We start from the raw sequence: 15,774 nt of genomic DNA, 5'->3' as shown, positions 1-15,774 counted from the left end.
TGCGTGCGCCGGTCCCTCGCCCACGACGGCACAGCCCTCGCCCCGCGACGACCGCCCCGCGCCCATCCGCCGTCGGATCCTCGCTGTGAGCGGCTGAGTCTCGCTCACAGCGGCTGGTGGCGAGAGGTTTGTCGTCGTACCCCGTCTGACCTGGGCTGACGCCGCGCCGCACCCAGTTGCAGCACCATCAGCCGCTGTGAGCGAGACTCAGCCGCTCTCAGCGAGGGCCGCGACCGAGGTCCTGACGGCCTGGAGGTCGCGGCCCCGCAGGTGACGCCATCCCTGGACACGGGTCCCAGCGCCGACGGCGTCGGCCCGCAGCTCCACGACCGCGGCACGGATGTTCGGCGGGACGGTGCCGCCGGGCTCGCGCGCGCCGCCGTCCCCGTGCGCCCGGACGATCTCTGAGACCGCCGCGACGACCGCCGCGGGATCGCTGTCCTCGAACGCGAACCGCAGCACGAGGAACCCCAGCCGGGCGGCGTTCCGGTCGCGCGCGCGATCGCGGCGAAAGGCCCGCCGGTCACTGTGGAAGGCGTACCCGTCCAGCTCGACGATGATCCATCCCTCCACCAGCAGGTCCACCTCCCCGACCCCCGGCACGACCGCCCCGGGGACGACCGCGAGCCCGGCACGGCGGAGCGCGAGCCGGGCCAGCGTCTCGATGCGCGAGCGTGACCGTCCGTCCACGTCGAGCTCGAGGGCCTGGGCGCGCGTCCCGCTCACGGCCGCGACGTCCTCGATCACCTGACGGAGGAACGACGCCGGACGACCGTGCGCCACCCGGTCGAGCGCAGCCACCGCATCGTCGTAGGGCAGGCACAGCGCGGCGCGGACCGCGGCGACGGCGAACGGGACGATCCGCGCCGTCGAACCGGTCGCGACGTCCTCGTGGTGCCGCCGGACACCCGTGGGGCGGCGGCGCGCGGTTCCGCGGCCGCGAGGCACCGAGACGTGGACCAGCGAGGAGTCGCCCGCGATGTCGACGCCGTAGTGGCGCAGGGCGGACACGCACGAGACCGCGCCGTTCTGCTGCGCGGCGAGACGGACGGCGGCAGGTGCGTCGGGCAGGGCGTAGCACCCCCGCTCGACCAGGACCAGGGCGCCCGTGGCTACCAGCCGCTGCAGCTGGTAGCGGGACGTGCCGATCTCACTGAAGCGTGCTGCGCCACCGAGGCGGCGGATACGGGTGAGGGTGTCCACCGGTCGATGGTGGCGTGCAGCGTCGGCGAGTGGGGACGGCTGTGGACAACCCGCGCGGTGCGTCAACGCTCGACCCGGAGGTGGCCACTCCTCCCGGGCAGCAGCCCTCGCTCAGAGCGGCTGGCCCCTCGCCCACAGCGGCTGGTGGCGGGGCGGTCCGTGAGCAGCCCCTTCTGAGCAGCGGCGACGCTCGTGGCCGCTCGCTCGGGCCGCACTCAGCCGCTGTGAGCGAGACCCAGCCGCTGTCAGCGAGGGGTGTGCCGTCGTCAGCGAGGGCGTGGGCGAGGGCGGGCGGGCAGGATGGGGGCATGCCCACCCCGCCCCGCCCGCCCCGCGGGCTGTTCGTCGGTCTGGCCACGCTGGACGTCGCCCACCACGTCGACCGCGCGCCCGGCCCCGACGAGAAGGTCACCGCCACCGCCACGCACCTCTCCGCGGGCGGCCCGGCCGCGAACGCCGCCGTCACCTTCGCCGCGCTCGGCGGCCGGGCCACCCTGCTGACCGCGCTCGGCGCCTCCGCGGCCGCGCAGCTCGTGCGCGCGGACCTCGAGCGGCACGGCGTCACGGTCCTCGACACCACCCCTGACGCACGGACCGACCCACCCGTCTCCGCCGCCACCGTCCAGACCGCGACCGGGCGTCGCAGCGTCGTCGGCTCCGACGCCGTCGCGAGCGACGCCCCGCCTCCGCCCGATCTCGCGGCGCTCGCGGCCGCCGTCGACGTCGTGCTCCTCGACGGTCACCACCCCCGCCTGGCGATCGCGGCGGCCGCGTCGGCACGAGCCGCCGGGACCCCGGTCGTGCTCGACCTCGGGCGCTGGAAGCCGGTCATGGCCGAACTCGTCCCCGCCGCGGACCACGTGGTCGCCTCGGCCGACGCCCGCGCCCCCGGGACGCACGACGTCGACGACTCCGCCCGGGAGCTGAGCCGCCTCGGTGCCCCGGTCGTCGTCGTGACGCGCGGCGACGACCCGGTCTCCTGGTGGGCGGCCGACGACGACCACGGTGACGCCCCCGTCCCGGCCGTCCGCGCCGTCGACACCCTCGGGGCGGGCGACGCCTTCCACGGCGCCTACGCCCACGCCGTCGCGCGCGGGCAGGAGGTGCCCGACGCCGTCGTGCACGCCGTCGAGGTCGCCTCGCTCCGGGTGCAGCACACCGGACCGCGCGCGTGGCTGGCGCACCTACCGGCCACCCCCGAGGCGGCGCGGTGACGCCTCGCGAGGTCGCCCTCGCCGACCTCGTCGCGCGCGCCGACGCCCTCGCGGACGAGGGCAGCCGGCGCATCCTCGGCATCACCGGCGCGCCCGGTGCGGGCAAGTCCCACCTCGCCCATCGGCTCGCTGCCGCGCTGGGGCCGGCGCGCGCCGTCGTCGTGCCGATGGACGGCTTCCACCTCGCCGGCGAGGTGCTCGACGCGCTCGGGCGGACCGCGCGCAAGGGGGCGCCCGACACGTTCGACGGCGCGGGCTACGCCGCGCTGCTGCGCCGCCTCCGCGAGCAGGTCGCGTCGAGCGACGGAGGCGATCCGGCGCTCGACGGCGTCGTCCTCGCCCCGCGGTTCCACCGCGAGATCGAGGAGCCGGTCGCGGGTGGGATCGCGGTGCGTCCCGAGGTGCCGCTCGTCATCACGGAGGGGAACTACCTGCTGCGCACGGGGTCCCCGTGGTCGGGCGTGCGGCCGCTGCTGGACGAGGTCTGGTTCCTCGCGCCGCCGGACGACCTGCGCCGGGAGCGGCTCGTGGCGAGGCACGAGGCGTTCGGTCGATCGCCCGCGGCGGCGCGGGAGCACGCCCTCGGCAGCGACGAGGTCAATGCGCGCGGCATCGTCGCGACGGCGGACGGGGCCGATCTCGTGGTGCGGCTGCTGGGCTGACGGGCAGCGGCCACCGCCGCCCGTCGGTGCGGCCGGCCACGACCGGAGGCAGTTTCCGACGTCGGCGGCGACGTCTCCCGAGGGCCGATACCGCATTCATCGCAAACTCGAAGCAAAGGTCGAGCGACCTTCGTAGAGCACCTGCGGGACCTTTGCGAGCAATCCTTGCGTAACTCAAGGATGGCTTGAATTCCCTCAGTTTATACCGAGTTGTGAGTAGGGCCTGATTCAGACGTCGAGCGACTCAAGTGCATCTGACCTGCATGGATGGCGATCGCTCCGGCAGCGGGTCGACGGGGTGGGGCTGCGAACGTAATTCACACTCTTGTGGCGCCCGCGACGGCGCGCCTACTTTCTCCCCCAAGCGACCTGCGCAACCGGGAATGGTCTCGACGACGGTGTCGACGGAGTTCTCCCGCCCCTGCGCAACGCGATCGGTCATTCCCTGCTCGAGAGGACCTCGCATGCCCAGAACTGCCCCGGTCGGCACGATCCGCGGGCCGGCCCGCACCCGCCGGCTCGTGACTCGTGCGGTCGCCGCACTCTCGGCGACCGCCGTCACGCTCACGGTCGTGGCGTCCGCCGTCCCGGCCGCCGCGGTGCCGATCGCCGAGGTCCCGCAGGACCCGACCACGTGGGCCTCGGCCCCGTACTCGCCGCTCACCGGAGCCGCGGTGACCCCCGACAACGACGTCGTGCTGGAGTTCACCGGTACCGACGGCGGCCTGAACGCCGCCGGCGACGTGGCCACCGGTTTCAGCCTCGTCCAGCCGGCCAGCGCCAAGATCACCGCGAGCGACCCCGCGCAGCGCACCGCGTACCTGCCCCAGAACCTCGCGGTCTCGGGCGGCCGACTCACCGTGACGGCGACCAAGGGCATCGCCTTCCTCGTCAACGGTCCGACCGGCAACGACGTGACGAAGAACAAGCAGGACAACACCCTGGGGGTCCCGCTCGACACGGTCGACAAGAAGGTCCGCCTCACGACCACGCTCCAGCTGCCGGACGCCGCCACGAGCGCGGCGCAGGCCGGTCTCTGGTTCGGCCCCACGGACGACAACTACGTGAAGTTCGTCGTCGCGGCACCCGACGCCAACGGCCGTCAGATCCAGCTCATCAGCGAGGTCAACGGCTCGGCCAACACCGACGCCAGCAACACCACCACCCAGAAGCTCTTCAGCACGACCAGGACCACGATCGCCGGCTCGACGCCGGTGACGCTCACGCTCGACGTCGACGGCACGAGCAACACGGCTACCGGCACCTACGCCATCGGCAGCGGCGCGAGCGTGGCCATCGGCACCATCCCGGTGCCGCGGAACTTCGTCGACGGCGCCCTGGTCCAGGGCAACCTGAAGGCGGCGGGCGTCACCGGTGTCGGCGGCGTGTTCGCGACCAAGCGCAACATGCCCGACGCCACGGCGATCGCCGTGCCGTTCGAACGATTCACCGCCGCGCAGCTCGACACCACGCCGCCCGCCGCCGTCGGCAACCTGACCGCTGCGGCCGCCACCGACTCGACCCCGCTGGCGTGGACGGCCCCGGCCGACACCGACCTGGCCGGCTACCGCGTCTACCGGTCCGCCACCACGCCCGTTCCCACCACCGGCACCGGGCTCGGCGGCGCGGCGCCGCTGACCGGCACGACCTTCACCGACAACGACACCTTCGTCGGTCAGACGTGGAACTACGCCGTCGTCGCGGTCGACGCCTCGGGCAACGTCTCCCCGGCCGCGACCGTCGCGGCCACGAGCCCCGCTCCCGAGGGCGAACCCGTCGCGAAGATCGACTTCACCACCGCGGCCGGCGCGGCCGCGACCGGCTACACGAAGAACTCCGGCGCGCCGTACACGGCATCCGCAGGTGCCGGCTGGGTCACGGCGGACGACGCCACCCCGTTCGACTTCGCCGCCAACACACGGGTGCGCACCGCGGACGCGGGCCAGCAGAGCGACCCCCGCCTGCTGTCGATCATCCACATGGCGTACGGGGAGGCGACGCCTCCCGGGACGGCCGGCGTGAACGGTGAGCGCGGGGTCTACGTCCAGGACGTCCCGAACGGGACCTACACCGTCGTCGCGGCGGTCGGGGACACCTCGGCGGGCAACTACAACAGCACTCACACGCTGACGGTCGAGGGCGAGACGCTCGTCGCCGACGTCAAGCCCACCGCGACCTCCGGGGCCCAGTTCGAGCAGGGCGTCGCGACGGTCGAGGTCACCGACGGCCAGCTCACGATCGAACCCGGCGGGATCAACACCAAGCTGTCGTTCCTCGAGATCTCCCGGGTCGCCGACGCCGTCGAGGCTCCCCTCGCCCCGCAGGGCGTGACGGCCACGCTCGGCGCCGACAGGACGTCGGCCACGCTCGCCTGGTCCGCGGTCGACGGCGCGGAGGAGTACGAGGTCTTCCGGTCATCGACGTCGCCCGTCGCCACCACCGGCCGGCCCCTGGCCGCCGGGCTCACCGAGCCCACGTTCGCGGACACCGGCCTGAGCGTCGGCAGCACGTACCACTACGTCGTCGTCGCGAGGAACGACGGCGGAGCCTCCCCGGCCTCGGCCGAGGCCACCCTGCAGGTCCCCGCGGCGCCGGTCGCCCCGGGTGCCCCGACCGACCTGGCCGCCGCGCTCGGCGCCAACAACGCGTCGGTCAGCCTCACGTGGGCCACCGCGGCGGACGTCACGTGGAACGTGTTCCGCTCCACCACCTCGCCCGTCGCCACCGACGGCGCCCCGCTGAACGCCGCGCCGCTCACGGCCTCGGCGTTCTCGGACACCACCGTCGCCGCCGGCACCACGTACCACTACGCGGTCGTCGCGGTCGGCAGCACCGGACTCGTCTCCGGCGCCTCGAACGAGGCTTCTGCCGCGATCCCGGCTGCACCGGTCGCCCCCGCGGCGCCCGTCCTGTCCGGCTCGCTCCAGGGCAGCAACGCCGCCCTGACCTGGGCCGGTGTCCAGGGTGCGACCACGTACGACCTGTACCGCTCGACGTCGGCCACGGTCGCCGTCACGGGAACGCCCCTCGCGTCCGGTCTCACGGGCACGAGCTACACCGACTCGACGGTCGCTGCCGACTCCACCTACCGCTACGCGCTCGTCGCGGTCGGTGCGGGCGGTCGCTCGGGTGCCTCCAACACCGTGTCCGTCACGGTGCCCGGTGGTGGACCCGAGGTGTGTGCCACGAACCGGTGGTCGGTGCAGTACTTCGCCGGACGCGCCCTGGCCGGCGTGCCGATCGCGAAGGACTGCGTCGCGACGATCGACCAGGCCCACGCCTCGGGCGTCGCCCTCGGGAACGGCGTTCCCGCGGCCGAGTACTCGGCCCGCTTCACCACCACGGTGGACCGCGGCGCCGGGACCTACACCTTCACCGCCGTGCACGACGACGGCATGCGCCTCTACGTCGACGGCTCGCTCGTCATCAACGCCTGGGCCGCCTCGAACGGCAAGGAGGTCAAGACAGCGTCGGTCGACCTGGCAGCGGGGCCCCACCAGGTCGTCGTGGAGTACTACCAGGGAAGGTCCGCAGCGCGACTCAAGGTCGACATGACCTACTCGGCCGGTGAGCCACCGGCCACCTGCGCCGCCACGAGGTGGACCACCCAGTACTTCGCCGGTCGCAACCTCGCCGGAGTCCCGATCGCCGAGGACTGCCTCACGGTGATCGACCAGGGTCACGCCGCCGGCGGCACGATCCGTGACGGGGTGCCCTCCACCGAGTACTCGGCACGCTTCACCTCGACCCTGAACCAGGGTGCCGGCACGTACACCTTCACCGCCTCCAACGACGACGGGCTCCGGATCATCGTCGACGGCACCACCGTGCTGGACGCCTGGTTCGCCTCCCACCAGCGCGACGTCCGCACCGCCAAGGTCGACCTCGGGTCCGGCCCGCACACGGTCGTGGTGGAGTACTACCAGGGCAAGTCAGCCGCACGCGTCAAGGTCGACGTCGCCTTCACCGCCGGCGCCGAGCCGCCGGTCTGCGCCACCACCAGGTGGTCGGGTACCTACTTCGCGGGCCGCGCCCTCGCCGGCGCCCCGATCGCGGAGACCTGCACCAGCGCGCTCGACCTCGCCCACGCCTCGGGCGTCGCACCCGGCAACGGCATCCCCGCTGCCGAGTACTCCGCCCGCTTCACGCGGACCATCGACGAGGGCGCCGGCAGCTACACGTTCACGGCGCTCCACGACGACGGCATGCGCCTGCGCGTCGACGGCACGCTCGTGATCGACGCGTGGTTCGCATCGAACGGCAAGGAGCCGCGCACGGCCACCGTCCAGCTCGGCAACGGACCGCACACGCTCGTCGTCGAGTACTACCAGGGCAAGTCCGCCGCCAAGCTGAAGGTCGAGCACACTCGCAGCGGTGCGGACACCGCACCCCCACCGCGCCGACCGGCCTGACCGCCACGGCGGCCGACTCCTCGGTCAGCCTCGCCTGGGCGGCCAGCACCTCGACCGACACGGTCGGGTACCGCGTGTACCGGGCCACCGCGGCCGGAGCGCCGCTCGGCACGCCGCTGAACAGCGCCCTGCTGACCACGCGGACCTTCGCCGACACCACGGCCGTCGCCAACACGACGTACTACTACGTGGTCACGGCCGTCGACGGCGCCGGCAACCAGTCCGGCAGGTCGAACGAGGTGCAGGGCGGGTGGACCTTCGTGCCCGACACCGAGGCGCCCGTCGCTCCCACGGCTCTGACCCAGCTCCCGGGTGACACCTCCGTCACCCTGACCTGGGCGGCGTCCACCTCGACGGACACGGTGGGCTACCGCGTCAAGCGGTCCCTCGAGGCCGGGTCGGCGAACAACGGCACGGTCGTCTCCGGCACCGGTCTCGTCACCGGCACCACCTACGTGGACCGGTCGGTCACGAACGGCACGACGTACTTCTACTCGGTCGTGGCGGTCGACGGGGCCGGCAACGTCTCCGCCGGCTCGAACGAGGCGATCTCGCGTCCCCGCGTCCCCAACACGACCGACGTGAAGGTCGACTTCACCGCGGCCAACGCCGTCCCCGCCGCCGGGTACGTGGCCGACTGGGGCCAGTCCTACGGTGCGCGCACGAGCGCGAACCAGGGCACCGGTCTGACCTACGGCTGGGTCGACGAGGACGGTCACGCCCTCGCGCTCACCACCAACGGTCGTGACCGCAACCGCCCGGGCATCGACGAGCGACTCGACTCGATGCTGCACATGCAGTACGGCGACGTCGACAACGGCAACGGCACCAACGGTGTCAAGACCGAGGGCACGTGGGAGCTCGCGGTGCCGGAGGGCCTCTACGAGGTCGCCGTCGCCGTCGGCGACCAGATGGGCGCGTCGACCTACGACTCCCAGCACACCATCAACGTCGAGGGCTCGGTGGGCATCAACTCCTTCCAGGCCACGGCGGCCTCGGAGTTCCGCACGACGACCGTGACGGTCGGTGTCTGGGACGGACGTCTGACGCTCGACCCCAAGGGTGGCTTCAACACGAAGATCGCCTACGTCGACGTCAAGGCGATCGAGTACGCCAACCCGCACATCTGGGACGTGTTCCCCAAGAACCGGTCGCTCGACGCCGACACCAACGGTGGCGTGGCTGCAACCATCAAGGTCCCCTACGCGGGCTACGGCGTCGACGACGCCACGATGCCCGGCAACGTCCAGCTGTTCCGCGTCTCCGACAACACCCCCGTCGCAGGCTCGGTCAACACCTCCGGCGGCAACGACACCGTGAACTTCGCGCCGGCGGAGCCGCTCACGCCCCGCACGGCGTACCGCTTCGTGGTGACCAGCGGCGTCAAGGACCGCCTCGGCAACGCCTGGGTGCCCTTCGAGTCGGTCTTCACGACCGGTGCCGGCGTCGTCGACCCGGGCAGCAGCGAGTTCAAGCCCCTCACGAACATCGCGTTCGAGAAGGTCGAGCTGCCGATCGGCAACGGCAAGTACTGGGCCTCGTTCGTCTTCGGCCCGGACGGCAAGCTGTACGGCTCGACCATCGGTCAGGGCCTGTACCGCTTCACCGTGAACGCCGACGGCACGCTGACGAACATGGAGAACCTCGGCTACGCGGGGATCGCCATGATCGGCCTCCTGTTCGACCAGAGCTCGACGGCGGGTGACCTCAGGCTGTGGGTCACCAACACCTCGCCGAACGTCTCCAACGAGCAGAACCAGTGGGCCAGCGGCATCAGCCTGCTCACCGGCACGAACCTGCAGAACCGCAAGCAGGTCTTCACCGAGATGCCGCGCTCGCAGTCCGACCACCTGACGAACTCGATGACGTACGGTCCGAACGGCGACATCTACGTCCTCCAGGGGTCGAACCAGGCCGGCGGCGACCTCGACGGCACGTGGGGCCAGCGCGGTGAGCAGATGCTCACGGCCGCACTGCTCCACTTCGACCCCGACCACGCCCGGGTCCGCGCGGCCGTCAACGACGCCGAGGGTGACAACCCGCTCTCGGTCAAGACGGCGCAGGGCGGCACGTACGACCCCTTCACCACGGACGCCCCGCTCAAGATCTACGCGACCGGCATCCGCAACGCCTACGACCTCGTGTACCACTCGAACGGCCACATCTACGTGCCCACGAACGGCACGGCGGCCGGCGGCAACACGCCCGGTGTCACCTACAACAGCGCGACGAACACCTACACGCGTCAGGCAGCCGCCGGCATCCCCGGCTTCGCCTCGGTGAACGGTCAGGACGTCACGGCGGCCTGCCGGGCGCGCGACGCGCGGGACGCGACGTACACGCCGCGCTCCGTGCCTCCCACGGCCAACGTCCCGACGCAGCGCGACCACCTCTACGACGTCGTCGAGGGCGGCTACTACGGCCACCCGAACCCGACGCGGTGCGAGTGGGTCCTGCACGAGGGCAACGACCCGGCCAACCCCCGAAGTGGGGCGGCGGCGCCTCGGGCCGTGAGACCAGGTACGCCTCCGGCGTGCTGCCCGAGTCGAACTACAAGGGCGTCGCGTACGACTTCGAGTTCAACAAGTCCCCGAACGGTGCGATCGAGTACAAGAGCTCGACGTTCGGCGGCCAGCTCGAGAACGCCCTCGTGGTCGTCCGCTTCTCCAACAACAACGACCTGATCTTTATGCAGGTCGACCCGACCACCGGCAAGGTGCTCGGCGCGCAGACGGAGGTCGGTCTGACCGGCGTCCCGAACACGACGATGCAGGGCGTCGGAGGCTTCAACGACCCGCTGGAGGTCGTGGAGGACACCCGGAACGGCAACCTGTACGTCAACCAGTACGACCGCTCCGGCTCGGCCCAGAAGCTGTACCTGCTGCGGGTCCCGGCGAGCCAGCAGGCCGCCTCCGTCAAGGTCAGCAAGGACGAGCTCGTCCTCTCGGCGGCGAGGTCGAACGCCGGAAACGCCAGCGCCGCGCAGAAGACCGACGTCGAGTCGTTCACGATCACCAACTCCTCGACCGAGACCGTCGCCCTCACGGGTGCGATCACCGGCGCGAACGCCTCCGAGTTCTCGGTGGTCCCGACGTCGGCCGTCCCCGCCGCCCTCGCGGCCGGTGCCTCGGCCACGATCCAGGTGCGCTTCACGCCGGGCACCACGGCCGGCGAGCGGTCGGCCGTGCTCACCCTCGACGGTGGCAGGACCACGATCCGGCTCGGTCTGTTCGGTCTGGCTACCAACGGGATCGAGGGCGGGAACGAGCCCTCGCTCAACAACGTCCTCGGCACGCTGGGCTACGAGGTCAACGTCGGCTGGACCAACCTCGAGGGCGGGATGAGCCCGGCCGCGCAGGGCGAGGAGGTGCTGGAGCCGCTGTTCGTCCGCTCCGGCACCGGTCCGGTGACGTGGAAGGCGCTCGCGCACTACGCGCCGCCGGAGAACATCCCGTTCGGCTGGTACACGGGCGACGGCACGGCCGCCGACCGTCGCCAGCTCGGCGCGATCAACGGCACCAACACCGCGGGTGGCGGCTACCAGTCGCTCCTGCCCCCGGTGACGGCGGGCAGCACGATGAGCTTCGACCCGGGTGCCGCGACCTTCGGCTTCTACTACTACTCGGGAGTCTTCAACCGGTACGGGTTCACGGAGGACCGGCTGAACACGCCGGCCGCCAACGCCCACCGGGCGCGCATCTACCCGGCGAAGAACCGCAGCGGCGTGCTCATCGCGAACACCTACATCGTGGCGTTCGAAGACGCCTCCAACGGTGACTACCAGGACTACCTGTTCCTCGTCTCCGGCATCAGGCCGGTCACCGACACGGGTTCCGGTGGCAACGCCATCAAGGTCGACTTCACGACGGCGGCCGGCGAGCTCGTCTCCGGCTACGTGCGCGACTTCGGTCAGGCCTACGGGCCGAGGACCGGGTCCGACCAGGGCACCGGGCTGACCTACGGATGGAAGGGACAGGCCACCGAGGACGACCTGGACATCTCCGTCGGCGGCACCACGCCCGGCAACGGTCGTGACCGCAACTCCTCGCAGACGGACGCGAGGCTCGACAGCTTCATGCACATGCAGCCGCAGGACGTCGCCGGCACCTTCAACGGCACCAACGTCAACGCCTACTGGGAGCTCCAGGTGCCGAACGGCACCTACGAGGTCACCGTCGGCGTGGGTGACCCCACGGTCGGTACCGACGTCGAGTCCCACCTGATCCGGGCCGAGGGCACGACGATCCTGACGGCTTTCACGCCGTCGGGCGCCGCCGGGTCGAACACACGCCACAAGGTGTCCACGGGCACCGTGACGGTGACGGACGGCCACCTGACCATCGACCCGGTCGGCGGCCGGAACACCAAGATCGGCTTCATCGACGTCGTCCCGACGGACGTGCCCGACCCGGGCGGCGACGACCCGTCCGACGGCGCGCAGGTGAGGATGACGTTCCAGCCCGCCGGCACCCCGGTCCCCCAGGGCTGGTCGGCCGAGACCGGCGGAGCGTTCAGCGCCGACCGCGGCTACGGCTGGATGAACGAGGCCACGTCGCTGCCGGTCGCCAGGCCGGACGCCACGCGCTACCGCACGGCCCCCACGGGCGGGATCACCTTCCCGGCCGCCGCGCAGCAGCAGGGCTTCGCGTTCCTGGACAACGCCACCCAGCCGGCCTACACGAGCGGGTTCTGGGAGTACGCGGTGCCGAACGGCACGTACGAGGTCGCCGTCTCGGTCGGAGACGCCAACTACCTCGACTCCACGCACGGCGTGCGTGTCGAGGGGCAGCCGGTCATCACGGCGTTCGTCCCGACGGCCACGACGCCGCAGCAGGTCGGCGTGCGCACCGTGACGGTCACGGACGGGCGGGTCACCGTTCGCAACGGTGGCACGAACACCAAGCTGAACTGGGTCTCGATCAAGGGCGACGGCCTCGCGCCGACCACCCCGTCCACGTCGCTCGGCTACAGCTTCCGACCCGCGGGCGCCCCGGTGCCGACGGGGTGGACGGCCGACACCGGTGCCTCCTTCTCGGCGGCGTCGGGCCACGGCTGGCTGGTGGCGGGTACGCCGACGGACCGCTCCGGGCAGACGCGTCTGCGCACCGCAGCGACCGCGGGCATCACCTACCCGACGGGTGACCAGGCGCGCCAGGGCCTGATCCTCATGCAGGCGACGACGACGAGCGGCGACCCGATCTCGGGTGGTTCGGTCGGCACGTGGGAGCACGCGCTCGCCAACGGCACCTACACCGTGGAGGTCTCGGTCGGCGACGCCGGCTACACCGACTCGGTGCACGGCGTCGCGGCCGAGGGCGTCGCCCTGGTGACGAACTACACGCCGACGGGTGCAGCACCGTTCGCCACCGGCTCGGCCACGGTCACCGTGACCGACGGCAGGCTGACGCTGACGCCGACGGGCGTCAACACGAAGCTGAACTGGGTCCGGATCTCGGGTACGGCGCTCAGCGCTCCGAGCATCACGGCGAAGGTCAACGGCACGGCCGTGGCGGGCACCTACAACGGTGGCGCCGCCACCGTCGAGCTGGCCGCGACGGTGGCCTCCGGCACGACCCTCGCCTCGCTGAGCTACACGCTCGACGGGGGCGCGGCGACGCCGTACACGGCTCCGTTCACCGTCGCCGCGGTCGGTACGCACCAGGTCGTGGTCACGGCCACCGACGCGACGGGGCGGACGTCCACCCGGACGATCGCGCTCGAGGTGCTGAACATCGGCGGCACGATCAAGCTGACCAACGGTCAGGTGGTCCGCCAGGCCGACGGCACGCCGATCCCCGGCCTGTACGAGGACGTCCTGGTGATGCACCGCGTCAACAGCCTCGGTTCGTCAGAGGCGCACCAGACGCTCAAGTACAACGACACCGTCACCCTCACCGTGGGCAACACAGGAACGAAGGACCTGCGCATCACGTCGCTGGACCTGGGTGGTGCGGCCGGTCAGTTCGAGATCGTCGGTGCGCCGACGCTCCCGCTGCTGATCGCACCGGGCGCCTCTGTCCCGCTCACCGTCAAGTTCGTGGCCACCACCGGCTCGCGCGGTGTGCGCACGGGCACGCTGACCATGGCCACGAGCGACCCGGCGGCGGCCAACCGCGTGGTCCAGCTGCGCGGCGGCTACATGACGGCGCCCGAGGGTGGCAGCGAGCTGTCGCTGGAGCACATCTTCCAGCTCTACGGCGCGACGACCACCTCCGGTGTCCCGGCCTCGGCCACGAGCATCGGCAACGGGTCGGAGATCCCGGGTTCGCCGCTCAACGGCGACGAGGTCCGCTCCTTCCAGTGGAAGCGTCTGGACAACACCAAGCCGGTCCAGGCGGTCCAGCTCGCCGCGTTCCACGGCTGCTGCGGCCAGACGGAGAACTTCGCCATCAACGGAGCCTCCGCCACGCACGCAGGACCGTACGGACAGGCGATCTACCCGCTGAGGAGCGACGGCACCAAGACCGCGATCTCGACGAGCCCGACGGGCAACTTCGGCATCACGGTGGCGGGTCAGTCGACCACGCAGACGCAGTGGATGGCGGTCAAGATGTGGCCCGTCAAGGACGCCAGCGGCAAGACCGTCCCCGGGGCGTGGTTCGCCGGTCACGACTACATCAGCTCACCCGCGCAGTGCGGGACCGGGCCGACGAACTGTGACTTCCAGGACAACGTCTACCTGGTGACGAACATCCTGCCGGTGTCCTCGTCCGACACCACGGCACCCGGGGTGCCTGCGGCTCCCACGGGCGTCGCGAACGCCACGGGCGTGGACCTGACGTGGGCGGCGTCCACCGATGCCGACCTCATCGGCTACCGCATCGAGCGCGGCACCACGGCCACGGGCCCGTGGACCAATCTCGGTGGGGCGCTCCTGACGGGAACGACGTTCCGCGACACGGGTGCCGGTGCGGCCGCCACGACGTTCTACCGCGTGGTCGCCGTGGACGCCTCGGGCAACACCACGCCCTCGGTGTCGGCAGCGATCGACACCAGCGCGATCGTGGCGGCACCCATCCGGATCAACGCCGGCGGTCCGGCGGTGACCCTGGGCGGGGTGACCTGGCAGGCGGACACCTACTTCTCCGGTGGCAAGTCGTACGCCAACAACGCCATCACGGACATCCTGGGAACCACGAACGACGCGCTCTACCGCACCGAGCGTTCGGCGACCACGGGTCCGGGCACCTTCTCCTACAACGTCCCGGTCAGCTCGTCGGGCACGTACGAGGTCAAGCTGCACTTCGCCGAGATCTACCACGGCGCCACCGGCGGGGAGCGGGAGGCACGGGCAAGCGCGTGTTCTCCGTCAACCTCGAGGGCGGACCCGTGGAGATCGCCAACCTGGATCTCAACGCGCGGGTGGCACCGATGACCGCGTTCATCACGACCAACACCATCGCGGTGACCGACGGCACGCTGAACATCGCGTTCAGCTCCACCGTCGACCAGCCGAAGGTGTCGGCGATCGAGATCGTCAAGGTCGGATGACCACCGTGGAGGCGGGCGGACGGGAAGCCTCCGTCCGCCTCCCGGCGAGCGGCCGAGCGCCGGTGGTCGGGAACGGGGCGCCGGCGGTGGCGGGCGCGGATCCGCTGCTCGAGGCGCTGGCGCAGGAGCTGCTCGCCGGGCGTCACGCCGTCCCGCTCCACCAGCTCCTGGAGCACGCGACGGGCCCCGGTGTCGGCCGGTCCACGCTCGAGGCCCTCTACCGCGAGCTCCGCGGCCAGGGGTACCTCGCCCGGGCCGGCGCGGTGGCCGACGTCCTGTCGGTCACCACCCCGGGAACGGGCTCACGCCGGCGTTCGGCCCACGCCGCCGCCGAGCTGGCCGTGCTGCGCGACCCCGTGCTCGACGCCTCCGTGCCGCCGGAGGGCTGGCGCGGCGGCGTGGTGGGGACCGTCCTGCTCGTCATGGGTCGGTCGCTGCCGGACGTCTCGACCACGTACGCCCGGCACGTCCACCGGGTGGCACAGGGACTTCGCCCGCTCGGCCTCAGGGTCGAGATCGCCTCGGAGCTCGGCTTCCGGGCGGTGACGGGCACCTACCGGACCGAGGAGGTCGAGGGGGTCCGGTACCACCGGCTCCCCGGACCCGTCCGCAGCGAGGTGCCCCTGGACGACTGGCTCGAGTCCTCCGCCCACAAGCTCGCGGCGATCGTGCGCAAGGTGCGCCCGGCCGCGCTCGTCGCCCACTCCGACTTCCTGAACGTCGTCCCCGCGCTGCGGGTGGCGCGCGGCTACGGCCTCCCCGTGGTCTACGACGTCAGCGGGGACTGGGACG

7 protein-coding genes are annotated in these 15,774 nt (G+C 71.9%); 6 read left to right on the top strand and 1 reads right to left on the bottom strand.

What is annotated here, in order from left to right:
• Nucleotides 1-207: 207 nt before the first annotated feature.
• Nucleotides 208-1,203, bottom strand: a complete 996-nt coding sequence (locus tag QQK22_RS13245) for a DUF559 domain-containing protein (RefSeq protein WP_284251407.1) — start codon at nt 1,201-1,203, stop codon at nt 208-210.
• A 308-nt stretch (nt 1,204-1,511) separates the two neighbouring features.
• Here QQK22_RS13245 and QQK22_RS13240 point away from each other — a divergent pair, with 308 nt between their 5' ends.
• From QQK22_RS13240 to QQK22_RS13215, 6 genes are all read left to right on the top strand, one after another.
• Nucleotides 1,512-2,417: a PfkB family carbohydrate kinase gene (locus QQK22_RS13240; protein WP_284251406.1), complete on the top strand. Its 906-nt coding sequence runs from the start codon at nt 1,512-1,514 to the stop codon at nt 2,415-2,417.
• Nucleotides 2,414-3,079 carry a nucleoside/nucleotide kinase family protein gene (locus tag QQK22_RS13235; protein ID WP_284251404.1) on the top strand — a complete coding sequence of 222 codons (666 nt, stop codon included), beginning with the start codon at nt 2,414-2,416 and terminating at the stop codon, nt 3,077-3,079. The genes QQK22_RS13240 and QQK22_RS13235 overlap by 4 nt, the downstream gene beginning before the upstream one ends.
• Before the next feature lie 464 nt (nt 3,080-3,543).
• Nucleotides 3,544-7,491, top strand: a complete 3,948-nt coding sequence (locus tag QQK22_RS13230) for a PA14 domain-containing protein (RefSeq protein ID WP_284251402.1) — start codon at nt 3,544-3,546, stop codon at nt 7,489-7,491.
• A 74-nt stretch (nt 7,492-7,565) separates the two neighbouring features.
• Nucleotides 7,566-10,175: an Ig-like domain-containing protein gene (locus QQK22_RS13225; RefSeq protein WP_284251401.1), complete on the top strand. Its 2,610-nt coding sequence runs from the start codon at nt 7,566-7,568 to the stop codon at nt 10,173-10,175.
• Nucleotides 10,176-10,180: 5 nt separating this feature from the next.
• Nucleotides 10,181-14,866, top strand: coding sequence for a malectin domain-containing carbohydrate-binding protein (locus QQK22_RS13220; RefSeq protein ID WP_348525649.1), 4,686 nt, complete (start codon nt 10,181-10,183; stop codon nt 14,864-14,866).
• Nucleotides 14,791-14,982 (top strand): hypothetical protein, encoded by a 192-nt coding sequence (locus QQK22_RS13215; RefSeq protein WP_348525585.1) that lies wholly within the window; start codon nt 14,791-14,793, stop codon nt 14,980-14,982. Before QQK22_RS13220 ends, QQK22_RS13215 begins: the two co-directional genes overlap by 76 nt.
• Nucleotides 14,983-15,774: the final 792 nt, after the last annotated feature.

Origin of the sequence: Litorihabitans aurantiacus (genome assembly GCF_030161595.1) — a bacterium.
Lineage (GTDB): Bacteria > Actinomycetota > Actinomycetes > Actinomycetales > Beutenbergiaceae > Litorihabitans > Litorihabitans aurantiacus.
This window is presented reverse-complemented; position numbering and strand designations above follow the sequence as displayed.